Origin of the sequence: Methylobacterium sp. WL7 (assembly GCF_008040085.1) — a bacterium.
In the GTDB taxonomy this organism is placed as follows: domain Bacteria; phylum Pseudomonadota; class Alphaproteobacteria; order Rhizobiales; family Beijerinckiaceae; genus Methylobacterium; species Methylobacterium mesophilicum.
Genome location: NZ_VRVG01000048.1, coordinates 1 through 19,824, shown reverse-complemented (window position 1 = coordinate 19,824; position 19,824 = coordinate 1). Strand labels below are relative to the sequence as shown.

At 69.8% G+C, this 19,824-nt stretch carries 23 protein-coding genes; 15 read left to right on the top strand and 8 right to left on the bottom strand.

Going from position 1 to position 19,824, the window contains the following annotated elements:
* Nucleotides 1–49: 49 nt before the first annotated feature.
* Both FV233_RS14260 and hemA read right to left on the bottom strand, forming a co-directional pair.
* Nucleotides 50–847, bottom strand: a complete 798-nt coding sequence (locus FV233_RS14260; protein WP_050733962.1) for an inositol monophosphatase family protein — start codon at nucleotides 845–847, stop codon at nucleotides 50–52.
* A 591-nt stretch (nucleotides 848–1,438) separates the two neighbouring features.
* Complete coding sequence (gene hemA / locus FV233_RS14255) at nucleotides 1,439–2,734, bottom strand: 5-aminolevulinate synthase (RefSeq protein WP_147854492.1); 1,296 nt, start codon at nucleotides 2,732–2,734, stop codon at nucleotides 1,439–1,441.
* A 583-nt stretch (nucleotides 2,735–3,317) separates the two neighbouring features.
* Here hemA and murA point away from each other — a divergent pair.
* Both murA and FV233_RS14240 read left to right on the top strand, forming a co-directional pair.
* A complete protein-coding gene (gene murA / locus FV233_RS14245; protein ID WP_147854494.1) occupies nucleotides 3,318–4,607 on the top strand; it encodes a UDP-N-acetylglucosamine 1-carboxyvinyltransferase in 1,290 nt (429 codons plus the stop codon).
* 209 nt (nucleotides 4,608–4,816) lie between these two features.
* Nucleotides 4,817–5,194, top strand: coding sequence for a transcriptional regulator (locus FV233_RS14240; RefSeq protein ID WP_147854495.1), 378 nt, complete (start codon nucleotides 4,817–4,819; stop codon nucleotides 5,192–5,194).
* Between the two features lie 6 nt (nucleotides 5,195–5,200).
* On the opposite strand, the gene FV233_RS14235 is transcribed toward FV233_RS14240, so the two are convergent.
* Nucleotides 5,201–5,539: a hypothetical protein gene (locus FV233_RS14235; RefSeq protein WP_246689986.1), complete on the bottom strand. Its 339-nt coding sequence runs from the start codon at nucleotides 5,537–5,539 to the stop codon at nucleotides 5,201–5,203.
* A 186-nt stretch (nucleotides 5,540–5,725) separates the two neighbouring features.
* Between FV233_RS14235 and FV233_RS14230 the strand changes: the two genes are divergently transcribed.
* The 4 genes from FV233_RS14230 to FV233_RS14215 are packed head-to-tail and all read left to right on the top strand — an operon-like array spanning nucleotide 5,726 to nucleotide 8,487.
* Nucleotides 5,726–6,184, top strand: coding sequence for a DUF2948 family protein (locus FV233_RS14230; RefSeq protein WP_147854452.1), 459 nt, complete (start codon nucleotides 5,726–5,728; stop codon nucleotides 6,182–6,184).
* 19 nt (nucleotides 6,185–6,203) lie between these two features.
* Nucleotides 6,204–7,499 (top strand): histidinol dehydrogenase, encoded by a 1,296-nt coding sequence (hisD, locus tag FV233_RS14225; protein WP_147854440.1) that lies wholly within the window; start codon nucleotides 6,204–6,206, stop codon nucleotides 7,497–7,499.
* A 10-nt stretch (nucleotides 7,500–7,509) separates the two neighbouring features.
* Nucleotides 7,510–7,992, top strand: a complete 483-nt coding sequence (locus FV233_RS14220; protein WP_147854441.1) for a UPF0262 family protein — start codon at nucleotides 7,510–7,512, stop codon at nucleotides 7,990–7,992.
* Between the two features lie 24 nt (nucleotides 7,993–8,016).
* On the top strand, nucleotides 8,017–8,487 hold the full coding sequence (locus FV233_RS14215) for a low molecular weight phosphatase family protein (RefSeq protein WP_147854442.1): 471 nt from the start codon (nucleotides 8,017–8,019) through the stop codon (nucleotides 8,485–8,487).
* Here FV233_RS14215 and FV233_RS14210 read toward each other — a convergent pair.
* Complete coding sequence (locus FV233_RS14210; RefSeq protein WP_147854443.1) at nucleotides 8,477–8,965, bottom strand: DUF1203 domain-containing protein; 489 nt, start codon at nucleotides 8,963–8,965, stop codon at nucleotides 8,477–8,479. The two genes, FV233_RS14215 and FV233_RS14210, sit on opposite strands and share 11 nt — an antisense overlap.
* Before the next feature lie 320 nt (nucleotides 8,966–9,285).
* Between FV233_RS14210 and FV233_RS14205 the strand changes: the two genes are divergently transcribed.
* Nucleotides 9,286–9,636, top strand: coding sequence for a hypothetical protein (locus FV233_RS14205; RefSeq protein WP_147854444.1), 351 nt, complete (start codon nucleotides 9,286–9,288; stop codon nucleotides 9,634–9,636).
* Nucleotides 9,637–9,716: 80 nt separating this feature from the next.
* Here FV233_RS14205 and FV233_RS14200 read toward each other — a convergent pair whose 3' ends face one another.
* On the bottom strand, nucleotides 9,717–10,034 hold the full coding sequence (locus FV233_RS14200; protein WP_147897843.1) for a hypothetical protein: 318 nt from the start codon (nucleotides 10,032–10,034) through the stop codon (nucleotides 9,717–9,719).
* Nucleotides 10,035–10,163: 129 nt separating this feature from the next.
* Nucleotides 10,164–10,856, bottom strand: a complete 693-nt coding sequence (locus FV233_RS14195) for a transglutaminase-like cysteine peptidase (protein ID WP_187277688.1) — start codon at nucleotides 10,854–10,856, stop codon at nucleotides 10,164–10,166.
* A gap of 262 nt (nucleotides 10,857–11,118) precedes the next feature.
* Between FV233_RS14195 and FV233_RS14190 the strand changes: the two genes are divergently transcribed.
* The 5 genes from FV233_RS14190 (at nucleotide 11,119) to FV233_RS14170 (ending at nucleotide 16,864) form a co-directional block, all read left to right on the top strand.
* Nucleotides 11,119–11,700: a c-type cytochrome, methanol metabolism-related gene (locus FV233_RS14190; protein ID WP_147854447.1), complete on the top strand. Its 582-nt coding sequence runs from the start codon at nucleotides 11,119–11,121 to the stop codon at nucleotides 11,698–11,700.
* Nucleotides 11,701–11,865: 165 nt separating this feature from the next.
* Nucleotides 11,866–13,074, top strand: a complete 1,209-nt coding sequence (locus tag FV233_RS14185) for an FIST N-terminal domain-containing protein (RefSeq protein WP_238259986.1) — start codon at nucleotides 11,866–11,868, stop codon at nucleotides 13,072–13,074.
* Nucleotides 13,071–14,417, top strand: coding sequence for a hybrid sensor histidine kinase/response regulator (locus tag FV233_RS14180; protein ID WP_147897842.1), 1,347 nt, complete (start codon nucleotides 13,071–13,073; stop codon nucleotides 14,415–14,417). Before FV233_RS14185 ends, FV233_RS14180 begins: the two co-directional genes overlap by 4 nt.
* 170 nt (nucleotides 14,418–14,587) lie before the next feature.
* Nucleotides 14,588–15,982 carry an MFS transporter gene (locus FV233_RS14175; RefSeq protein ID WP_147854450.1) on the top strand — a complete coding sequence of 465 codons (1,395 nt, stop codon included), beginning with the start codon at nucleotides 14,588–14,590 and terminating at the stop codon, nucleotides 15,980–15,982.
* Nucleotides 15,983–16,066: 84 nt separating this feature from the next.
* Complete coding sequence (locus FV233_RS14170) at nucleotides 16,067–16,864, top strand: SDR family NAD(P)-dependent oxidoreductase (RefSeq protein ID WP_147854451.1); 798 nt, start codon at nucleotides 16,067–16,069, stop codon at nucleotides 16,862–16,864.
* A 98-nt stretch (nucleotides 16,865–16,962) separates the two neighbouring features.
* Here FV233_RS14170 and FV233_RS14165 read toward each other — a convergent pair whose 3' ends face one another.
* Nucleotides 16,963–17,334: an SWIB/MDM2 domain-containing protein gene (locus FV233_RS14165; RefSeq protein ID WP_147897841.1), complete on the bottom strand. Its 372-nt coding sequence runs from the start codon at nucleotides 17,332–17,334 to the stop codon at nucleotides 16,963–16,965.
* Nucleotides 17,335–17,578: 244 nt separating this feature from the next.
* Here FV233_RS14165 and FV233_RS31635 point away from each other — a divergent pair, with 244 nt between their 5' ends.
* The 3 genes from FV233_RS31635 (at nucleotide 17,579) to FV233_RS14155 (ending at nucleotide 18,757) form a co-directional block, all read left to right on the top strand.
* Nucleotides 17,579–17,701, top strand: a complete 123-nt coding sequence (locus FV233_RS31635) for a hypothetical protein (RefSeq protein ID WP_281406547.1) — start codon at nucleotides 17,579–17,581, stop codon at nucleotides 17,699–17,701.
* Between the two features lie 50 nt (nucleotides 17,702–17,751).
* Nucleotides 17,752–18,237, top strand: a complete 486-nt coding sequence (locus tag FV233_RS14160) for a DUF2721 domain-containing protein (protein WP_147857556.1) — start codon at nucleotides 17,752–17,754, stop codon at nucleotides 18,235–18,237.
* Nucleotides 18,238–18,322: 85 nt separating this feature from the next.
* On the top strand, nucleotides 18,323–18,757 hold the full coding sequence (locus FV233_RS14155; RefSeq protein WP_147857557.1) for a PRC-barrel domain-containing protein: 435 nt from the start codon (nucleotides 18,323–18,325) through the stop codon (nucleotides 18,755–18,757).
* Between the two features lie 234 nt (nucleotides 18,758–18,991).
* On the opposite strand, the gene FV233_RS14150 is transcribed toward FV233_RS14155, so the two are convergent.
* Nucleotides 18,992–19,393 carry a hypothetical protein gene (locus tag FV233_RS14150; RefSeq protein WP_147897840.1) on the bottom strand — a complete coding sequence of 134 codons (402 nt, stop codon included), beginning with the start codon at nucleotides 19,391–19,393 and terminating at the stop codon, nucleotides 18,992–18,994.
* Nucleotides 19,394–19,824: the final 431 nt, after the last annotated feature.

Below are 19,824 nucleotides of genomic sequence, written 5' to 3'. Positions count from 1 at the left end.
AAAGCAGAAGCTCCGGCCCCTGACCAGTTTGACGGCATCTCCCGGAGGATCAGGCCGCCTGCACCTTCTTGAGGAGAGCGAGCAATTCGCGATGCAGCACCTCGTTGCCGCAGGCCACCGAGCGGGCCGCCAGGGGCTCGGCCGCACCGTCCGCCGAGGTCACGTAGCCGCCGGACTCGCGCACCAGGATCACGCCCGCCGCGAAATCGTAGGTCTGGAGGTCGCGCTCCCAGTAGCCGTCGAGGCGACCGCAGGCGACGTAGGCGAGATCAAGGGCCGCCGAGCCCATCCGCCTTGTGCCGCCGGCCACCGCCATCACGGCGCCGAGCTCGCGCAGCAGGCGCGGGTGGCTGCCGCGCCCGAGGTAGGGCGTGCCGTAGCCGACCAGCGCGTCGGCCATGTCCTGCCGGCCGGAGACCCGAAGGCGCCGGTTGTTGAGGTAGGCACCCTTGCCGCGCTCGGCGACGAACAGCTCGTCCTTGATCGGGTCGAAGATCACGCCGGCCACGATCTGGCCCTCGCGCTCGAGCCCGACCGAGATCGCGAAATGCGGCACGCCGTGCAGGAAGTTCGAGGTGCCGTCGAGCGGGTCGACATGCCAGGTGTGGCTCTTGTCGGTGCCCTCGATGATGCCGTTCTCCTCCAGCACCAGGCTGTAGCCGGGCCGGGCCTTCATGAGCGCGTCCCGCAGGGTCTCCTCGGCCTTCCGGTCCGCGGCGGACACGAAGTCGCCCGGGCCCTTTCGCGAGACCTGGAGGTTCTCGACCTCGCCGAAATCGCGGCGCAGGCCGCGGGCGGCCTTGCGCACGGCGTCGACCATCACGGTCATGAGCGGAGAGGAAATCATTTTTTTCGCGACTTTTCGGGGATGGATGCTGGCGCCGTCGTTACAGGCCGGCGCTGGAAAAGACGAGCCTGCCGGGAATTCGGGGGATCCGGAAGAGGTTGGTGGCCTGTGGTGCGGAGCGCCCCCTCTCCCGCAGAGCTACGGGCGACACAGGTTTCGATCGTAGCCGCTTTCATGCCTTGGGCGCAGAAGGCGCGGGTCCCCCCTCCCGTACGGGCTAGCGGATTCACAGATCGAGTTCGGCCCTTCTTGCGCGACGGCCCGTGCTTCGGCTCCAGCATCGATGCGGGTATCCCCTCGCCCCGCTTGCGGGGAGAGGGCTTCGGCGACCTCGTCGTCGCCGAAGCAAAGCGGCAGCCGACGGTGAGGGGGCGGTTCCGGACGCCCGCCTCGTCCTGAACCGCCCCCCCACCGCCGCTCCGGCTTCGCCTGCGCTTCCCACACGGACGACAAGGTCCGTGCGGGCCTCTCCCCGCTGGCGGGGCGAGGGGACCCGCGCTTCGTCTGCAGATGTGTGAGCGTCGTAGCCCGTGCAGGAGAGGCCGCAGCAGGGAGGCATGGGCCCGGCCGCAGCCTGCGACCGCAAAAACCCTATTCCGCCGCCTCGACGAACACCGTGCCGGCCCGGGGCAGGTCCAGGGTCTCCCAGGTCTCGGCCAGCGCCGCAGCGAGGCGGGCGATGTGGGTCGCGTCGTGGAACGGCGACGGGGTGATGCGCAGGCGCTCGGTGCCGCGCGGGACCGTCGGGTAGTTGATCGGCTGGATGTAGATGGCGTGACGCTCCAGCAGGTGGTCGGCCGCCGCCTTGCACAGCTCGGCGTCGCCGACCATCACCGGAACGATGTGGGTCTCGGTTTCCAGCACCGGCAGGCCGGCCTCGGTGAGCGCCGCCTTGGTGGCGGCGGCCTGGGCCTGATGCGCCTCGCGCTCGACGTTCGATCGCTTGAGGTAGCGCACCGAGGCCCGGGCGGCGGCGGCCACCGCCGGCGGCAGCGCGGTGGTGAAGATGAAGCCCGGCGCGAAGCTGCGCACCGCGTCGCAGATCGCCGCCGAGGCGGTGATGTAGCCGCCGACGCAGCCGAACCCCTTGGCGAGGGTCCCCTCGATCACGTCGACCCGGTGCATGACGCCGTCGCGCTCGGCGATACCGCCGCCGCGGGGTCCGTAGAGGCCGACCGCGTGGACTTCGTCCAGGTAGGTCATGGCGCCGTAGGTGTCGGCGAGGTCGCAGATCCGGCCGATCGGCGCGATGTCGCCGTCCATCGAGTAGACCGACTCGAACACGATCAGCTTCGGCCGGTCGCCGGCGGCGCGCAGCAGCTCTTCCAGGTGCTGAAGGTCGTTGTGGCGAAAAATCTTCTTGTCGCAGCCGGAATGGCGGACGCCCTCGATCATCGAGTTGTGGTTGAAGGCGTCGGACAGGATCAGGCAGTTCGGGATCAGTTTGGCGATCGTCGAGATGCCCGACTGGTTCGAGACGTAGCCGGAGGTGAAGACGAGACCCGCCTCCTTGCCGTGCAGGTCGGCGAGTTCGCGCTCCAGATCGACCAGCGGCGAGTTGTTGCCGGCGATGTTGCGTGTGCCGCCCGCCCCGACGCCGCAGCGCGCGGCCGTGTCGGTCATCGCCGCCACCACTTCCTTGTGCTGGCCCATGCCGAGGTAATCGTTGGAACACCACACGGTGATCTCGGCGGTCTTGCCGTCCTGCTTGCGCCACTTGGCGGTTGGAAAGCGCCCGGAGATGCGCTCGATATCGGCGAAGACGCGGTAGCGGCGCTCGCCGTGGAGCTGGTCGAGCGCGCCCCGGAAATATCGCTCGTAGCCAGAGCCGGCGCGCGTCGAACCCGCTTGGGCGAGCATCGTGCTGGGCATCCGGGTGACGGTCATCGAGCGTCCTTCGCGTGTGCGGCCGTGCGGTCGGTGCCGGTTCGACACCTGGATCCCGCGATCAACGTACGGCCTCGGTCCAGTCCTTCGCGTGAATGGCGCAAGATACGCGCGGATCTGGAACTGGTTCAAGGTAAGGTTCCGGCATCGCTGCCCTGCAGCCGTTGAGAGGCGGGGACGAACTCGCTAGCCTCGCGGGGCGTCACGGACGTCCGAACACGCTGCCATTTCCTTGAGCGCCCCCATGTCGTCACGCCGAACTGCCTGCCCCGGCGCGGGATCACCCGGATCGAGCTTGCGGCGACGAAGGGTCGCGCGATGAGCGGGGGCAAGGACGCGCGTTCCGAGCGCCTGAAGGCGGCGCTTCGCGCGAATCTGCGCCGCCGCAAGGAACAGGGCCGCGGCCGCACCGAAACCCGGGACGTCCCCGAGGCGGAGCAGCCCGGCCCGCCCGAGACCGATTCTCCCGGTCCAGATTCCGACAAATCCGGTCTATAGGGGACGGCCAAGCCTGGGCGCCGCGGCGTCCACCAGGAGAACGGCCGGCCGCGCACCAGGGAGGTGCGCCGCCCGAGGACATACGATGGACCGCATTCACATCACCGGCGGCGCGCCCCTGAACGGCGTGATCCCGATCTCGGGCGCCAAGAACGCGGCGCTGCCGCTGATGATCGCGAGCCTGCTCACCGGCGAGACGCTGGAGCTGATCAATGTCCCCCGCCTCGCCGACATCTCCGCGCTGACCCGCATCCTCGGCAATCACGGCGTCGACCACATGGTGGTCGGCAAGCGCCCCGGGCAGACCACCGAGACCGGCCAGACGATCCGTCTCACCGCATCCAACGTCATCGACACCACCGCGCCCTACGACCTGGTCTCGACCATGCGGGCGAGCTTCTGGGTGGTGGCACCGCTGCTGGCCCGGTTCGGTGAGGCCAAGGTCTCGCTGCCGGGCGGCTGCGCCATCGGGACCCGCCCGGTCGATCTGCTGATCACCGCCCTTGAGAAGCTCGGGGCCGAGATCGAGATCGACGCCGGCTACGTGGTCGCCAAGACCAAGAACGGCCTGCGCGGGGCCGAGATCGCGTTCCCGAAGGTGACGGTCGGCGGCACGCATGTCGCCCTGATGGCGGCCTCCCTCGCGTACGGCACCACGGTGCTGGAGAACGCCGCCCGGGAGCCCGAGGTGGTCGACCTCGCCGAATGCCTGAACAAGATGGGCGCCAAGATCCGCGGCGCGGGCACGCCCCGGATCGAGATCGAGGGTGTCGCCCGGCTCAACGGCGCGCGCCACGAGGTGCTACCCGACCGGATCGAGACCGGCACCTACGCCATGGCGGTGGCGATGACCGGCGGCGACGTGATCCTCAAGGACACGCGGGCCGAGCTGCTGCACTCGGCGCTCGACGTCCTGTCGACCACGGGAGCCGAGATCAGCCAGGTCGAGGGGGGTATCCGCGTGCGCCGCAACGGCGGCGGCATCGCGGCCGTCGACGTGACCACCGATCCGTTCCCGGGCTTCCCCACCGACCTGCAGGCGCAGTTCATGGCGCTGATGACGCTGGCCAAGGGCCAGTCGCACATCCGCGAGACGATCTTCGAGAACCGGTTCATGCACGTGCAGGAGCTGGCCCGCCTCGGCGCGAAGATCCGCCTCGAGGGTGACCTCGCCATCGTCGAGGGCGTCGACCGGCTCAAGGGCGCGCCCGTGATGGCGACCGACCTGCGCGCCTCCGTCTCCCTGGTGATCGCGGGCCTCGCCGCCGAGGGCGAGACCCAGATCAACCGGGTCTACCACCTCGACCGCGGCTTCGAGGCGCTGGAAGCCAAGCTCGGCCGCTGCGGCGCACAGATCGAGCGGGTACGGGCGTAGGCTTGAGCCCAAATGCGGGATCACCGCTCCTGGGCTGATCGCTGCGTTCGCTGATGCAACGTCGGAAGGATCAACAACCTCGTCATTCCGGGGCGCCGTAGGCGAGCCCGGGATGACAAGGTGGACGATCAGACGTCGTGAGAATTTCCCAGCCTTCGCAGCGATAGTATCCCCATAGGCGACACTATGCCTGGTTAAGGAGACCGCCCGTGGAGATCAGGCCGATCCGCTCGGAAGCGGACCACCGGGACGCGTTGCAGGAAATCGAGCGCCTTTGGGGCTCCCCACGGGGAACGCCGGCCGGCGACAAGCTCGATGTGCTCGCCACGCTCGTGGAAGACTACGAAGAGCGCACCTTCCCGATTGCGGCGGCCGATCCGGTCGAGATCCTGCACGCTGCCATCACCGATATGGGCCGCTCGGAGGCGGAGCTGGCGCGTCTTCTCGGCTCGCGAGCACGGGCATCGGAGATCCTGAGCCGGAAACGGCACCTGAACCTCGCGCAGATCCGCGCCATCAGCGAGGCCTGGCACCTGCCGATCGCGCTGCTGGCGGCGCCGTATCGTCTCGAACACGACGCCGCCTGAGCCGCCTCAGCCCCCGATCCGCCCGCGCTTGTAGCCGAAGCCAGGTATCTCGCAGCCGCAGGACGTGTCGTACGGGCCGGACCGGGACCAGCCATCAACTCCGGCCGTGAGGCAGAGGCCGACGCTGCGCCAGCGCCGGTCGTAGCGCGGCCGATCGTCCTCGTCGCCCGGGGGCGGTGGAGGCGGCGGCCGCCGACGCGGGCGGTCGTACTCGTAGCGATCCGGCCCGGGACGGCCGAACACGTAGACATCCGCGTCGGGACCGACCTGTGCGCGCACCGGGGCGGCGACCAGTGGCGCCAGGGTCAGGGCAGCCAGCGCCGCGAGCGAGATCCGTTTCACCATCGTCGTCCTGCCTCGAATCGTCTCGGTCGTCCTGAGGGGCCCAGGCAGCGTGAGGGGGCCGGACGCCCCCGGCCGGGACCGCCATCCCGGATGCGGGCGTTGCCCGAACCCGGTCTGGCCGCTACCTACGCCCTGCCGTTGGGCCGCCGCCGCCGCCCGCGCCTACCTATCCCCGAGGATCCTTTCATGGAGCTGCTCAAGCTCGCCGCCCTCGATACCGAGGATCTGACCGTGATCTCCGCACACCTCCAGGACGCGATCCTGCGCCCGGAGGACCTGACCTACCTGGCCGGCGAGCATCGCTTCCTCATGGTCGTGCGGCGCTTCGACTGGACGCCCGACGCGCCGCCGCGGCGGCGGCTGGCCGGCCTGCATGTCGAGCGCGTCCTCAGCGTGAAGACCCGCGGGCTGGCCCCGGGCGACACCACGCCGATGAGCCTGCTCGCCCTCACCTTCGAGGCGACCGACTCGCCGTCGGGCCATATCGACATGGTGTTCTCCGGCGGCGCGGCGGTGCGGCTCGAAGTCGAGTGCATCGAGGTCCGGATGAAGGATCTCGGCCCGGTCTGGGAGGCGGTCGCCCGCCCCGGCCATGCAATCGATCCGGCGACCGATGCGGTCGCCGCCCCCGGCCCGGCGGCTTGAGACAGACGAAAGACATCCGATGGTCCGGCTCGACAGCTCCTCCCCGAACTTCGCCGCCGACTTCGCGCGGCTGCTCACCCTGAAGCGTGAGATCGCCGAGGATGTCGACGAGGCGGTGCGCGGCATCATCGGCGAGGTCGTCGCCCGCGGCGACGCCGCCCTGGTGGACTTCACCCGCCGCTTCGACCGGCTTGGGCCGGACTTCTCCGCCGATGCCCTGCGGATCACCGAGGCCGAGATCGATGCGGCCGTCGCGTCCTGCCCGGACGAGGCGATGACGGCGCTGCGCCTCGCGGCGGAGCGGATCGAGGCGTTCCACGCACAGCAGAAGCCCCAGGATCACCGGGCGACCGACGCGCTCGGCGTCACCGCCGGCTGGCGCTGGACGGCGCTGGAATCGGTCGGGCTCTACGTGCCCGGCGGCACGGCGAGCTATCCGTCCTCGGTCCTGATGAACGGCGTGCCGGCCCGGGTGGCGGGCGTGCCCCGGATCGTCATGGTGGTGCCGACGCCCGACAACATCCTCAATCCCCTGGTGCTGGCCGCGGCCCGCCTGGCCGGGGTCCACGAGGTCTACCGGGTCGGGGGCGCCCAGGCGGTGGCGGCGCTGGCCTACGGCACCGCCAGCATCGCCCCGGTCGCCAAGATCGTCGGCCCCGGCAACGCCTGGGTGGCGGCGGCCAAGCGCCGGGTGTTCGGCCAGGTCGGGATCGACATGATCGCCGGCCCGTCCGAGGTGCTGATCCTCGCCGACGGCCACGCCAACCCCGACTGGATCGCCGCCGACCTCCTGGCCCAGGCGGAGCACGACACCGCCGCCCAGTCGGTCCTGATCACCGACAGCGCGGAACTCGCCGAGGCGGTGGAAGCCGCCGTCGAGCGCGCGCTGACCACCCTGCCCCGGGCCGAGATCGCCCGGGCGAGCTGGCGCGATTACGGCGCGATCATCCGGGTCCGGGATTTCGACGAGGCGGTGCCGCTGGTCGACCGGATCGCCCCCGAGCACCTGGAAATCGAGACCCAGGATGCCGAGGCGCTGTCGGGCAGGATCCGTAACGCCGGCGCGATCTTTTTGGGGTCGCACACGCCGGAGGCGATCGGCGATTACGTCGGCGGCCCGAACCACGTGTTGCCCACCGCCCGCTCGGCCCGGTTCTCCTCGGGCCTCGGCGTCTTGGACTTCATGAAACGGACCACGATCCTGGCCTGCACGCCGGAGAGCTTGCGGGCGCTGGGTCCGGCAGCGATAACGCTCGGCCGGTCGGAGGGTCTGGAGGGTCACGCCCGCTCCGTCGCGATCCGGTTGAACCTGTGAGGGTGTGGGGATGGCCGAGAAGCAGCGCGGGCCGAACCGCCTCGCCAAGGTAAGCCTGGACGAGGCGTCCATCGCCCGCGGCAACCCGGATCAGGAGCACGAACGGGCGATCGCACTGTTCGACATCCTGGAAGACAACTCCTTCACGATTCCGGGCCGCGAGGGCCCGTACATGCTCACGCTCGGCCTCGTCGAGAACAAGCTGTCCTTCGCGATCAGCACGGTGGACGGCGAGCCGGTGATGACGCACCTCCTGTCGCTGACGCCGTTCCGACGGGTGATCCGCGACTACGAGATGATCTGCGAGAGCTACTACAACGCGATCCGTACCGCCTCGCCGTCGCAGATCGAGGCGATCGACATGGGCCGGCGCGGCCTGCACAACGAAGCTTCGGACACGCTCAAGCAGCGCCTCGACGGCAAGGTCGACCTCGACCACGATACGGCGCGCCGCCTGTTCACGCTGATCTTCGCCCTGCACTGGAAGGGCTAGGGCGCCTTCCGGCCCCGAACGGCGATGGTTGAGCCTTTCCCCGAGATCGCCCCGAAGAAGCGGCGGGTCCAGTCGGTCCTGTTCATGTGCAACTTCAACGCCGTGCGCTCGGCCGCGGCCGAGGCGATCGCGCGGGCCTATTTCGGCAAATCGACCTATGTACAGTCGGCCGGCGTGCGCTCGGGCGAGCCCACCGATCCGTTCATGATCGCGGCCCTCGACGAACTCGGCATCGACGCGAGCCGGCATCGCCCCCGCACCATCGAGCAGTTGGAGGATTGGGAGGGCCTGAACTTCGACCTGATCATCACCCTCTCGCCGGAGGCGCACCACCGGGCCCTCGACCTGACCCACACGCTCGCGGCCGATGTCGAGTACTGGCCGACGCCGGACCCGACCCTGCTGCAGGACGCCTCCCGGGAGCAGCGCCTGGACGCCTACCGGGACGTGCGCGACGGGCTCACCCGGCGCATCAAGGCGCGGCTCAAGGGCTAACCGTCAGCCGCTCGACCCGGGACAGCAGGCAGCCGGGCCGCGCGGTGTGGACGTTGACGAAGGCCGTGCGCGGGTCGCCGAGGGCGCGCAGCAGCGGCGCGTCGATCTCGGCGCCGGGACAGACGTGGCCGAGATCGTACAGGCAAAGATCCTCGGCATCGTAGGCCCGGACCGACACCAGGGTGTTGGCGCGAAGGATCGGTGCGACGACATCTGCCGCGGCGAAACTCCGACAAGATTGCGCGTGCAGGAAGATCGGGCTCGGGGCCCAGTAGATGCCGCGCGGACGCCCGAAATCGTAGGACCCGAGCAGCATCGGCTCTCCCGGCTCGGCGCAGCACAGGCATTGCCGACAGGGAAACCCGCTGTCGCTCGTCGCCGTGACCGACCGGACCGGATTGTCGAAGTCGTCGCGCCCGGTTTGGCGGAAGCGATCCGCGATGACGGCATCGATCGGTACGCAGCGGTATCGGGTCATGGGGTGCTCCCTCTCCCGGAAACCATGCGGGCTCCGGAGAGAGAAAGCGTCCCGCTCCTTGCTGCCGTTGTCGGCTCGTCTTGGGCGACCGGAACCGCGCGCCACCACGCGAACCTGACACTTCGTTGCGGAATGTAAGCCCGAACGAGCTACGCAAAAAACGCAAGGTTTCACCGAGTGTTCCGGTTCTATATGCTCGGCGACCATCCTCTTTTTGGAACAATTTCATGTCTTACGCTCGGACGGCTGCAGTCGCGGCGTGCGCCTTCATATCTCATTGCAGCCCATCACACGCTCAATGGAGTCCTGCAGGCGGATTATTGAATGTTTCGGTAACTCAAAGCTGCACCGAGACGTCCGGCAGTATCGCCACATCCAAATCCGACGGCCTTTTCCTGTGCCCGGCCCGGATCAATCTGGTCGAGTCCCAGATCAAGGGCGCCAGTCATTTCTACATCGTCCATGCCTATGGCCTTCTCGCCATTCGAAAGAACTCGGAACGGCTGGCAGATTGCTGGGCGGCCCATCAGCTCGCCAACGCGCCCAACGGTCCGCACTACATCAAGCAGTGGATCACGCACTGGACCAATTACGGGGTGACCCAGTCGACGTTCGGCACGCCTGCACAGAGGATCGCCAATGTCCGGTCGTGCTGCGCCTGCGGTATCTAGTGGCCCAGCGCCCTGTCCGGCCCCAGACGCCTGCGTGAGCGACTGCTGGGTGGGCCCCCGAGCGGTGCCGATCCGGCCCATCACCCCCGGCTGCTGATCAGCCAGGCCCGGACGCGGCCGGCGAGCATCGGGCGGGCGCGGGCGACGTCGTCGCCGTCGAGAAGCGGTGAACCCGCCAGGGCTGCGAGATAGGCGTCCTCGGCACTGCGGCAGGCCCGGAACGCGGAATCCGCGGCGAGGTCAGGGTCCGTGAGCGCGGCCTGGATCCGGAAGTTGCGGCTGAGGCACTCGCGCCAGCCCGTGTGGCGCAGCTCGGTCTCGCCGCCCGCCTGCACCGGCCCGGAGGCGAACAGCATCGCGGCGAACAGCACGGGCGATATGAGGGAGGCAGGCGACATGGATCGGGCACTCGGTCCGCAGACAGGGTGACGCCGCCAAGGTTAGCGAAAGCTTAAGGTCGGGATGGAAATCCGGCTGTCCGGACGCGTCCTGCGAATGGGCCGACGCGGTGCAGAGAACCGCCCTGATCAGCGGTTGGCGGTGGTGACCGGCGAGGTGACGCCGCCGAGCGAGACCCACGCGGTGGCGTCCTGGCTCTCACGCTTGATGAACACGTAGCCGGTCTTGTGCCACGGCACGATCGCGTTGGTCTTGTTGTCGAGGACCAGATCTCCGCGGTCGGTGATCAGGGTCAGCACGGCGTGGCCCTCGCCCTTCTCGTCGATCACCACGGTCATGCGCATCGCCCGGCGGGACAGGCCGGCGTCGGCCAACAGGTGGCGCTTGAGCAGCTGGAAGTCCTCGCAGTCGCCGATCCCGTCCTCGGCCAGGTCCCAGCGGTCGGCGACGTGGAGATGCTCCATGTCGGTCTTCGGCTCGACCGACTTGTTCACCCGGCGGTTGACCGAGACGATGGTGGCCCAGACCGCCGGGGTCAGGGTGATCCGCGCCGGCTCGCTGCGGTCCACGGCGCATTCCGCCGCGTAGGACTGGCAGAACGTCACCCAGGCCGCGATCGGCCGCGCCGCGCCCTGGGGCTCGGCCCCGATCTGCGGGGACGGCAGGCTGGCGAAGGTCTGGGCCTGCACCGTCCCGGCGCCGAGCCCGGCGAAGCACAAGGCGGCCCAGGCGAAGCCGGCCAGCACGCGACGGCTGCGAGCCACCCGACGCAGCGCAGAGCTGGGAACCGAACCCTGCACCATGGAACCCGCGAACCGCATCGCCGTGACCCAACCGTTAAGCTCTCGTTAACGAAAGCTCTCACGCCGGGGGGCCGGCGGCAATCGGCGGATTAACAAAAGGTTAATGCTGTGCGCAACGCGGATGACGTAGGAATTCCCAGACCTGTGGCACCCGTGCCGTCGGGTGGCCGAGACCCGCGCGAAAACGTGAAGATCTCCAACGGCATTCGCGAGCCGTGAGCGCCGTTGTCCACCGCCGCCACCTGAAGGATCAGAACGCTTGGGCGGCTGGAGGAACGACATGCGGTGCACAACGGATGCGCTCGCGGCGCTCGCAGTCGCAGGGCTCGTGATCGGAACCCTGGTGGCGGACCCGGCCTCGGCCGCGACCCCGGACACCCCATCGCCCCCGCAGACGAGTCCCGGCGATCTCAAGAGCGATGGCCCGACGCAGCCGGCCAAGGTCCAGGACGGCCAGTACACCGACAAGAACGGCGATCCGACCTACCACGTCACCGACGGCGGCAAGAAAGTCGATTGGTACACGATGTCCGGGTACCTGCGGTACAACGCCAACTGCATCGTCTGCCACGGCCCGGACGGCATGGGGTCCACCTACGCGCCCTCCCTGGTCGATGCGCTCAAGGGCATGGACTACGCGCACTTCGCCGGCATCATCACCGGCGGCAAGAAGGACGTGAACGCCTCGCAGGAGCTGGTCATGCCGGCATTCGGGGATAACCGGAACGTCATGTGCTACATGCCGGACATCTACACGTATCTGCGCGCCCGCGCGGATGGCGTGGTCGGACGCAACCGCCCGGCCGACCACGAGGCGAAACCCGCCGCCTTCACGAAGGCGGAAGACGTCTGCATGAAGTGAGCGCCGCCGCGTTTCCGCGCGGGCGCGCAGCCTCCGAAATCGACGGCGCGACGCCCCGTTGCGCCGGTCGGTTGTGCACGACATACTCCGCGCAAGACACTGAAGAGCGAGGGCAAAGCTCGCCGAGGGGGTGTGAGGGGGTGGAACGTGGTTCAAGGGACCGGAGTGCGCCGCCATGCGTGCGGTATCTGGACGGCCTGGACGGAGGCCGTCGCGGCCTCCGACGCCGTCTCCGCGATCGCGCGGGCGATCGGTACCCCGGCCCTGTCCCAGATCGTCGCCTTCTTCTCGCACGATTACGACCCCGAGATCCTGGCTAACGCCATGGAGAAGCAGTTCCCCGGCGTCCCCGTCGCGGGCTGCTCGATGTCGGGGGGCATCGCTCCGGCGGGCGGCCTCGATCGCGGCCTCGTCGTAATCGCCTTCCCGTTCGAGCGCTTCCGCATCGTCTCGACCGTGCTCGACGCCATCGACCACCTCGATGTCGAGCGCACCGCCTCGGCCGTGCGCGCCCTGCGCCGGACCCTGGACCCGATGGTGTCATCCCGCGAAGCTGAGGCGCCGGCGATCGATCATCGCCGCTTCGCGCTGTCGCTGATCGATGGGCTGGCCAACGCGGAGGAGACGGTGGTCTCGGCCATCGCGTGGGCGCTCGACGGAATCCCGATCGTCGGCGGTTCGGCGGGCGACGACCTGCGCTTCCGGGACGCGGTACTGCTGCATGGCGGCCGGATCCACCGTAACGCGGCGGTGCTGGTGCTGGTCGAGACCGATTTCCCGTTCGAGATCTTCAAGAGCGACAATTTCGAGCCGACCGGGACCAAGTTCGTGGTCACCGCCTCGGACAGCGAGCGGCGCACGATCCACGAACTCAACGCCGAGCCGGCGGCGCGGGAATACGCCATGGCGATCGGCCTCGACCCCGAGGGCCTGTCGCCGATGAGCTTTGCCGCCTACCCGCTCGCCGTGAAGGTCGGCGGCGAGTATTTCTGCCGCTCGATCCGCCGCATGAACGAGGACGGCTCGCTGAGCTTCTTCTGCGCCATCGACGAGGGCGTGGTGCTGACGCTGGCCGAGCCGCGCGACATCGTGGCCTCCACCCGGACCGAGTTGGCCCGCCTCGACACGGCTTTGGGCGGCGTAGACCTGATCATCGGCTTCGAATGCGTCCTGCGCCGGCTCGATGCCGAGAGCCGGCAGGTGGGCCACGGCATCGCCGACCTGTACCGCCGCTACAACGTCGTCGGCTTCGAGACCTTCGGCGAGCAGTACCGGGCGATGCACCTCAACCAGACCTTCACGGGCATCGCGATCGGCAAGGGGCTTACCGGGGGCACGGAGCCCGGCGACCCGCCCGTTCCGGCCGGATCATGACCCTTCACCCGAGCGGGCTCGAGACCGACGCCTCCCTGCGCCGGCGGATCGAGAAGCTGGAGCGGATCAACGCCGCGCTGATGTCCCATGTCGAGCGCAGCATGGATCAGCGCGGCAGCGCCTACTCGTTGTTCCAGACCGCGATCATGCTGGAGGGCCGCGTCCGCACCCGTACCGAGGAGTTGACCGGACTGATGCACCGCCTGGAGCGCTCGAACGAAGCCCTGGCGGCGGCCAAGGAGGAGGCCGAGACCGCCAACCGCTCGAAGACGCGGTTCCTGGCGGCGGCGAGCCACGATCTGCTGCAGCCCGTGAACGCCGCGCGCCTCTCGATCTCGGCGCTGGACGACCTGCCGCTGCCGCCCGAGGCGCGCACCATTGCGGGCCGGGTGGAGCGGGGCCTCCAGACGATCGAGGACCTGATCAAGACGCTCCTGGACATCTCCAAGCTCGATGCCGGCATCGTCCGGCCGCAGTTGCAGCCGGTCTTCCTGCCCGACCTGCTCGCCGAGCTGGCGGGGAGCTTCAAGCCGTTCGCCGAGCGCAAGGGCCTGCGGCTCGCCGTGCGCTGCCCGGACCTCACGGTCACGAGCGACGTGATGCTGCTCCAGCGCATCGTCCAGAACCTGGTCTCCAACGCCATCCGCTACACCGGCGCGGGCGGCATCGTGCTCGCGGCGCGGCGCGCCGGCGGCGGGGTCCGGGTGGACGTGTTCGATACCGGCTGCGGCATCGCCGCCGAGGAGCACGACCTGGTCTTCGAGGAGTTCTTCCGGGGCGGCGCCCGGACCGGCGCCGCGGAGGAGCCGGGCCTCGGCCTCGGCCTGTCCATCGTGCGGCGCATGGCCCAGGCGCTGGATCATCCTTTGACCCTGGCCTCGCGGCCCGGCCACGGCACCCGGGTGACCCTGGGCCTGCCGCTGAGTCCGATCCCGGCCGCCATCGCGCTGCCGGGCCCCGTGCTGACCCGCCTGTCCGGCGCCCACGTCCTGGCGGTGGAGAACGACGCCGCGACGGCCGACGCCCTGGCGCGCCTGCTGCAGAACTGGGACGCCCGGGTCTCGACCTTCCGGGATTTGGCCGGGGTCCGCGCCGCCATGCAGGCCGGAGCCCCGCGGCCCGACATCCTGGTCCTCGACTACCACCTCGACGACGATGCCTGCGGGCTCGACGTCGCCGCGTACCTGAATGACCTCTACGGCGAGGCGCTGCCGGTGATCGTCACAACCGCCGACCATTCTCGCGAGGTCGAGGCGAAGGTTGCGCGGTCCGGCGCGGAGTTGCTGCGCAAACCGATCAAGCCCGCGCAGCTGCGCTCGCTCCTGACCTACATGCTCGCCTGATGCATAGCCGGGCGAATAATCCCGCCGCGCCGTGACATAGGACACACCACGGCCCTCGACGCTGTGCCGCGGCTGCGCGAGAGGGAACCGGCATCCGCGGTGCATCCGCGCCCGGGTCTCCCCCCGCAACCGACGTCGCCGGCCCTCCGGGACGCCGCAGGAGCGCGCGCATGGCGCAGGTCCCGGCCGGTACAGGCGTCCCCACCCAGCACGACGGCCTGCCGCCGCGGGAGCGCGTCCTGGCGATGGCGGCGATCGGGCTGGCCATGACCATGGCGGTCCTCGACGGGGCGATCGTCAACGTGGCCCTGCCCGTGATGGCGAAGGACCTGGCGGTGAAGCCCGCCGACGCGATCTTCGTGGTCAACGCCTACCAGATCGCCGTGACGGCGAGCCTCCTGCCCTTCGCATCGCTTGGCGACATCTTCGGCTTCCGCCGGGTCTACCTGCCGGGGCTCGCGGTGTTCGTCGCGGCGTCGCTGGCCTGCGCGCTGGCGCCGAGCCTGCCCTTGCTGATTGCGGGGCGCATCGTCCAGGGGCTCGGCGCCGCGGCGATCATGAGCGTCAACATCGGCTTCGTGCGGTTCATCTATCCGCACCGGATGATCGGCCAGGGGGTCGCCAACGTCGCCCTGGTGGTGGCGGTGGCCTCGGCGGCGGGGCCGACCGTGGCGGCCGCGATCCTGTCGGTGGCGAGCTGGCCCTGGCTGTTCCTGGTCAACGTCCCGGTGGGGCTGCTCGCCCTGGCGGTGGCCACGCGCACCCTGCCGGCGACCCCCGCGAGCGGGCGGCGCTTCGACCTGGTGAGCGCCGTGCTCAACGCGCTGACCTTCGGCCTGCTGATCATCGGCATCGACGGGCTCGGCGACCCCGAGGGCCAAGCGATCGCCGTCGCCGAACTCGTCGGCGCCCTGGTGATCGGCACCGTGTTCGTGCGGCGCCAGATCCGGCTGCCCGCCCCGCTGCTGCCGGTGGACCTCCTGCGGATCCCCGCCTTCGCCCTGTCGATGGCGACATCGGTGGCCTCCTTCTGCGCCCAGATGGTGTCCTACGTGGCGCTGCCGTTCTACTTCCAGGACGTGCTGCACCTCTCCAGCACCCAGACCGGATTCCTGCTCACCCCCTGGCCGATCGCGGTGGCCGCGATGGCGCCGATCTCGGGGCGCCTGGCCGACCGCTACCCGCCCGGTCTGCTGGGCGGCATCGGCCTCGCCATGCTGGCGGCCGGCCTCGTCTGCATGACGCTGTTGCCCGAGGCGCCCGCCACCCTCGACATCGTCTGGCGCCTGACCCTGTGCGGGCTCGGCTTCGGCCTGTTCCAGTCGCCCAACAACAAGGTGATCGTCACCTCGGCGCCGCGGGAGCGCGCCGGCGGAGCAAGCGGCATGCAGTCGACGGCCCGCCTCACCGGGCAATCGCTCGGCGCCGCCCTCGTGGCGGTGATCTTCGGGCTGACCCACGGGCTCGGCGCCGAACGGGCCGTTACCCTCTCGCTCTCCTGCGCGGTGGCGCTCGCCGCGATCGGCGGCTGCGCCAGCGTCCTGCGGCGGGGTAAGGGCGGTTAGGCGAGCCCGGTATGCCACCGACCGGCCTGGCGCGCGTTGGGCCGATATCCACAACCCGTGTTCCAAGCCCCGGAGTCTCCGCCCATGGACCTCGACCTCACCGGCAAGAAGGCCCTCGTCACCGGCTCGACCGGCGGCATCGGCTACGCCATCGCCAAGGAGCTCTGCGACCTCGGCGCGGAGGTCGGCGTCAACGGCCGCACCGCCGAGCGGGTCGAGGCGGCGCTGACCAAGCTGCGCGGCGAGACCAAGGCCGGCCGCGCCTTCGCGGCACCGGGCGACGTGGCCACCGCCGAAGGGGTCGATGCTCTCGTCCGGGGGCTGCCCGTGGTCGACATCCTGGTCAACAACACCGGGATCTTCGAGCCGAAGCCGTTCTTCGAGATCCCGGACGCGGACTGGCAGCGCTTCTACGACGTGAACGTGATGAGCGGCGTGCGCCTGTCCCGTGCCTACGCCCCGGCCATGGCGGAGCGCGGCTGGGGCCGCGTGATCTTCATCTCGAGCGAGTCCGGCATCAACACGCCCACCGAGATGGTCCATTACGGGATGACGAAGACCGCGCAGCTCGCGATCTCACGCGGCCTCGCCCAGACGGTGGCCGGCACCGGCGTGACGGTCAACAGCGTGCTCCCCGGGCCGACCCTGTCGGAGGGCGTCGCCGAGTTCATGAAGCAGATGGCGGGAGGGGCGGCCGATGCCGACCTCGACGCGATGGGCCGGGCCTTCGTGGCCGAGCATCGCCCGTCGTCGCTGATCAAGCGTCTCGCGACGGTGGAGGAGGTTGCGAACCTGGTCGCCTACCTCTGCAGCCCGGCAGCGAGCGCCACGACGGGCGCTGCGCTGCGGGTGGATGGCGGTGTCCTGCAAGGTCTCGCGTAGACCGCTTCGATCGAAACGGTCGTCGGCTCGGGGCCGTCGGGCCCCGTTCGATCGAGAGTCACCGGTCCGGCTGAGGCGCCGGACGCGGGCTTAGACGATCAAGACTTCAGGTGAGCCGCGAGATGCTTGTTCATCTCGAACATGGAGCACTTGTCCTTGCCGAAGACCTTCTTGAGCTTGTCGTCGGCGAGGATCTCGCGCTTGTTCTCGGGGTTCTGCAGGTTGTGCTTCTTGATGTATTCCCACACCTTGCTGACCACCTCGCCGCGGGCCAGCGCGGCCGTGCCGACGATCGCGCCGAGCTCGGCGGACGGCTTCAGCGGCTGCTGCAGGGCGTTCGGCTTCGCGCCGGCGGCCTTCGTGGCGGCGGGCTTGGCAGCCTTCGCGGGCGCGGCCTTGGCGGCCTTCGGCTCGTCGGCCTTCGTGGTCTTGGCCGCCTTCGGCGCAGCCTTCTCGGTCTTCGTGGCCATAAACTTCCTCCGGTTCTCGGGCCGCAGGCCGGGGCATGAGCGCCCCACGGCCGAGCCAGCATAGCAGCAACTAAGCGGTGCCGCCGCCGTTCCAAGGGGAAATCGCCTTCACGGGGCCCTCATCCACAGGGCAGGCGCGGAAATCCACACCGGAAGCCGCCGATCTGCACCGCCGCGAAGAACATTCCGCCGAAACCGCGCGCTCGAAACCTGCTCTTAACGATCAGGCCCGAGAAATACAGTCATGTTTACCCCGGTTCTCGCGCTCGCGCTGCTGCTCGCCACCGGGCTCGTGCTCGGTCTTGGCCTCGGTATCCGGGCCGAGCCGGCCACATCCGGCCTCGAACCCCCTCGCGGGCTGGTCTGACCGCGCACGGGATTGCCGCGCAGGGCCGCCGGGTCCATGTGCCCGCGAACATGATCGATCCCATCACATCCACCACCCTGGAAAGCACGGCCCACGTCGTCCAGGTGGCCCTGAGCCCGGTCTTCCTGCTGTCCGGCCTCGCGACGCTGCTCAACGTCTTCGGCGCCCGTCTCGCGCGGGTCGCCGACCAAGCCGAGCGCGTCTCGACGCTGCTGGCCGGGGCCGGCGAGGCCGAGCGGATCATCCTGGGCCAGCGACTCGACCGGCTGCATACGCGCTCGCTGGCTCTGGACGCGGCGGTGTTCCTGGCCGCGCTCGGCGGCGTCGCGACCTGCGGCTCGGTGCTGACGCTGTTCGTCGGCGCCCTGCGCGACAGCACGGTGGCGAGCCTGCTGTTCGGCCTGTTCGGGACCGCGATCCTGTGCACGCTCTGCGCGCTCGTCGCGTTCGGCTTCGAGATGCTGCTGGCTAGCCGCTCGGTCCGCGACCGGATCAACCAGCGCCGGGCCAATGCCGGGATGCTGGCGGATCTCTGAGCCACCGGAACCCGCTCCCGCCCCGGCGTTTAGTGACCAGGGCCGGAGGAACCGCCGGCCCGGTCTGCGTAACCCGGGAGTCACCATGCCGACGGATCTGCCCACCGAGCGTCCCGTGAGAAAGACGGGCTCCCTGGAGCTCGATCCCACCGGCGAGGGCATCGCCATCGACGAGACCGCCCGCCTGATCGCCTCGAACAAGGTCGAAGGCACGGCGGTCTACGACCGCGAGGGGAAACACCTCGGGGCCGTGTACAACTTCATGGTGGATAAGGTCACCGGGCAGGTCGCCTACGCGGTGCTGGCCTTCGGGGGCTTCCTGGGCCTTGGCGAGAACCACCACCCCCTGCCCTGGAAGGCGTTGACCTACAGCACCGAACTCGGCGGCTACGTGGTCGACATCGATCCGGGCAACCTTGCCGGCGCCCCCAGCCACGGCCCGGGCGAGGACGCCTTCGCCGACCCGAACTACCGCGGGAAGATCGAGGATTATTACGGCGTGCGCGCACCGACGGCCTGAGCTTTGTGAGCGGGCGACACGCCCCTTCTCCCTGCGGCTACCGCCTGCACAGATCTGGAGCGCTGTCGCTCTTGCAGGTCGCGATGAGCCCCCCTCTCCCGTGCGGGAGAGGGGGCGCGAGCCCGTCACGAGTCACGCTGTGGCATGCTCGGCGAGAGAACCCCGCATAGGGCCCGTAGCTTCGTGGGAAAGCGCGGCGCGTCCGTGCACCGTGCCCCCTGCCGGATGCCGCCCTTAGAACTTCCCGCCGAGGCCGACGCTGCCGCCGGGCGAGAGCATGGGGCCCATCGCGTTGCTGCCCGCGCCGCCCGCGGCGTTGCCGCCCTCGATGTCCTCGCGCCGGATCCGGCGCTCCCCGGCATTGGCCGACTGCGTTGCGCCGCCGGCGCTGCGCGGGATCGCGAGCTGCTTCGTCGGAGCGGTCTGGAGCGGCTGCCCGTCGGCATCGACCGCAGCGTTGCGGGCCTCGCGGTTGGGCAGGGAGCCGCGCAGCGAGGGCGGCAGCCCGACCTCGGTTTCCGGCATCACGCCGCCCCCGCCGCCGAGCGCCTGACAGCCGGCCACCAGGCCGGCCAGGGCGGCGCAGAGCGCGAGGCCGCGCGCAGTGGCGCAGACCGACGAGGGGAGGGTCGACATCGTGTAGTCCTCGCAAGGGGCCGCGGTGGTTTCCGCAGCTCGCAGAAGCTTATCGTCGGCTGTCTACGCTCGGGTTGCGGCGAAAACCAGACACATGCGCGCCAGCGCGCCTCTCGGGCGCTCGCACAAGCATCGGCGCGGAACTTGCCGGCCGGCCCCGAGGGTCCATAACTTCGCCCAGGTCCTTCGGCAGGGTGCTGTCCGCAGGCAGGGTCTCGCCGACGGCGGGCCCGAATCCGGCCGATACGGTCGCGGTCTTGCCGATGCGTCGGCTCGGCCCGGCCCTTCCTCAGAGGACGCAGCGTGTTCAGAACCAACCGGATGATCGCGGCCGTGACGCTCGCCCTGTGGGCGTCGGGCGTTGCGGCGCAGGCCCCGGCCCCCGGGGGCGATGGCGCATCCGGCCAGACCCCGCCATCGCCCCCGGGGGC

Coding starts and splice junctions, on each gene's coding strand:
- FV233_RS14260 (WP_050733962.1), bottom strand. CDS start 847: ATGATTTCCTCTCCGCTCATGACCGTGATGGTCGACGCCGTGCGCAAG.
- hemA (WP_147854492.1), bottom strand. CDS start 2,734: ATGACCGTCACCCGGATGCCCAGCACGATGCTCGCCCAAGCGGGTTCG.
- murA (WP_147854494.1), top strand. CDS start 3,318: ATGGACCGCATTCACATCACCGGCGGCGCGCCCCTGAACGGCGTGATC.
- FV233_RS14235 (WP_246689986.1), bottom strand. CDS start 5,539: ATGGTGAAACGGATCTCGCTCGCGGCGCTGGCTGCCCTGACCCTGGCG.
- FV233_RS14230 (WP_147854452.1), top strand. CDS start 5,726: ATGGAGCTGCTCAAGCTCGCCGCCCTCGATACCGAGGATCTGACCGTG.
- hisD (WP_147854440.1), top strand. CDS start 6,204: ATGGTCCGGCTCGACAGCTCCTCCCCGAACTTCGCCGCCGACTTCGCG.
- FV233_RS14220 (WP_147854441.1), top strand. CDS start 7,510: ATGGCCGAGAAGCAGCGCGGGCCGAACCGCCTCGCCAAGGTAAGCCTG.
- FV233_RS14215 (WP_147854442.1), top strand. CDS start 8,017: ATGGTTGAGCCTTTCCCCGAGATCGCCCCGAAGAAGCGGCGGGTCCAG.
- FV233_RS14210 (WP_147854443.1), bottom strand. CDS start 8,965: ATGACCCGATACCGCTGCGTACCGATCGATGCCGTCATCGCGGATCGC.
- FV233_RS14200 (WP_147897843.1), bottom strand. CDS start 10,034: ATGTCGCCTGCCTCCCTCATATCGCCCGTGCTGTTCGCCGCGATGCTG.
- FV233_RS14195 (WP_187277688.1), bottom strand. CDS start 10,856: ATGCGGTTCGCGGGTTCCATGGTGCAGGGTTCGGTTCCCAGCTCTGCG.
- FV233_RS14190 (WP_147854447.1), top strand. CDS start 11,119: ATGCGGTGCACAACGGATGCGCTCGCGGCGCTCGCAGTCGCAGGGCTC.
- FV233_RS14180 (WP_147897842.1), top strand. CDS start 13,071: ATGACCCTTCACCCGAGCGGGCTCGAGACCGACGCCTCCCTGCGCCGG.
- FV233_RS14175 (WP_147854450.1), top strand. CDS start 14,588: ATGGCGCAGGTCCCGGCCGGTACAGGCGTCCCCACCCAGCACGACGGC.
- FV233_RS14170 (WP_147854451.1), top strand. CDS start 16,067: ATGGACCTCGACCTCACCGGCAAGAAGGCCCTCGTCACCGGCTCGACC.
- FV233_RS14165 (WP_147897841.1), bottom strand. CDS start 17,334: ATGGCCACGAAGACCGAGAAGGCTGCGCCGAAGGCGGCCAAGACCACG.
- FV233_RS31635 (WP_281406547.1), top strand. CDS start 17,579: ATGTTTACCCCGGTTCTCGCGCTCGCGCTGCTGCTCGCCACCGGGCTC.
- FV233_RS14160 (WP_147857556.1), top strand. CDS start 17,752: ATGATCGATCCCATCACATCCACCACCCTGGAAAGCACGGCCCACGTC.
- FV233_RS14155 (WP_147857557.1), top strand. CDS start 18,323: ATGCCGACGGATCTGCCCACCGAGCGTCCCGTGAGAAAGACGGGCTCC.
- FV233_RS14150 (WP_147897840.1), bottom strand. CDS start 19,393: ATGTCGACCCTCCCCTCGTCGGTCTGCGCCACTGCGCGCGGCCTCGCG.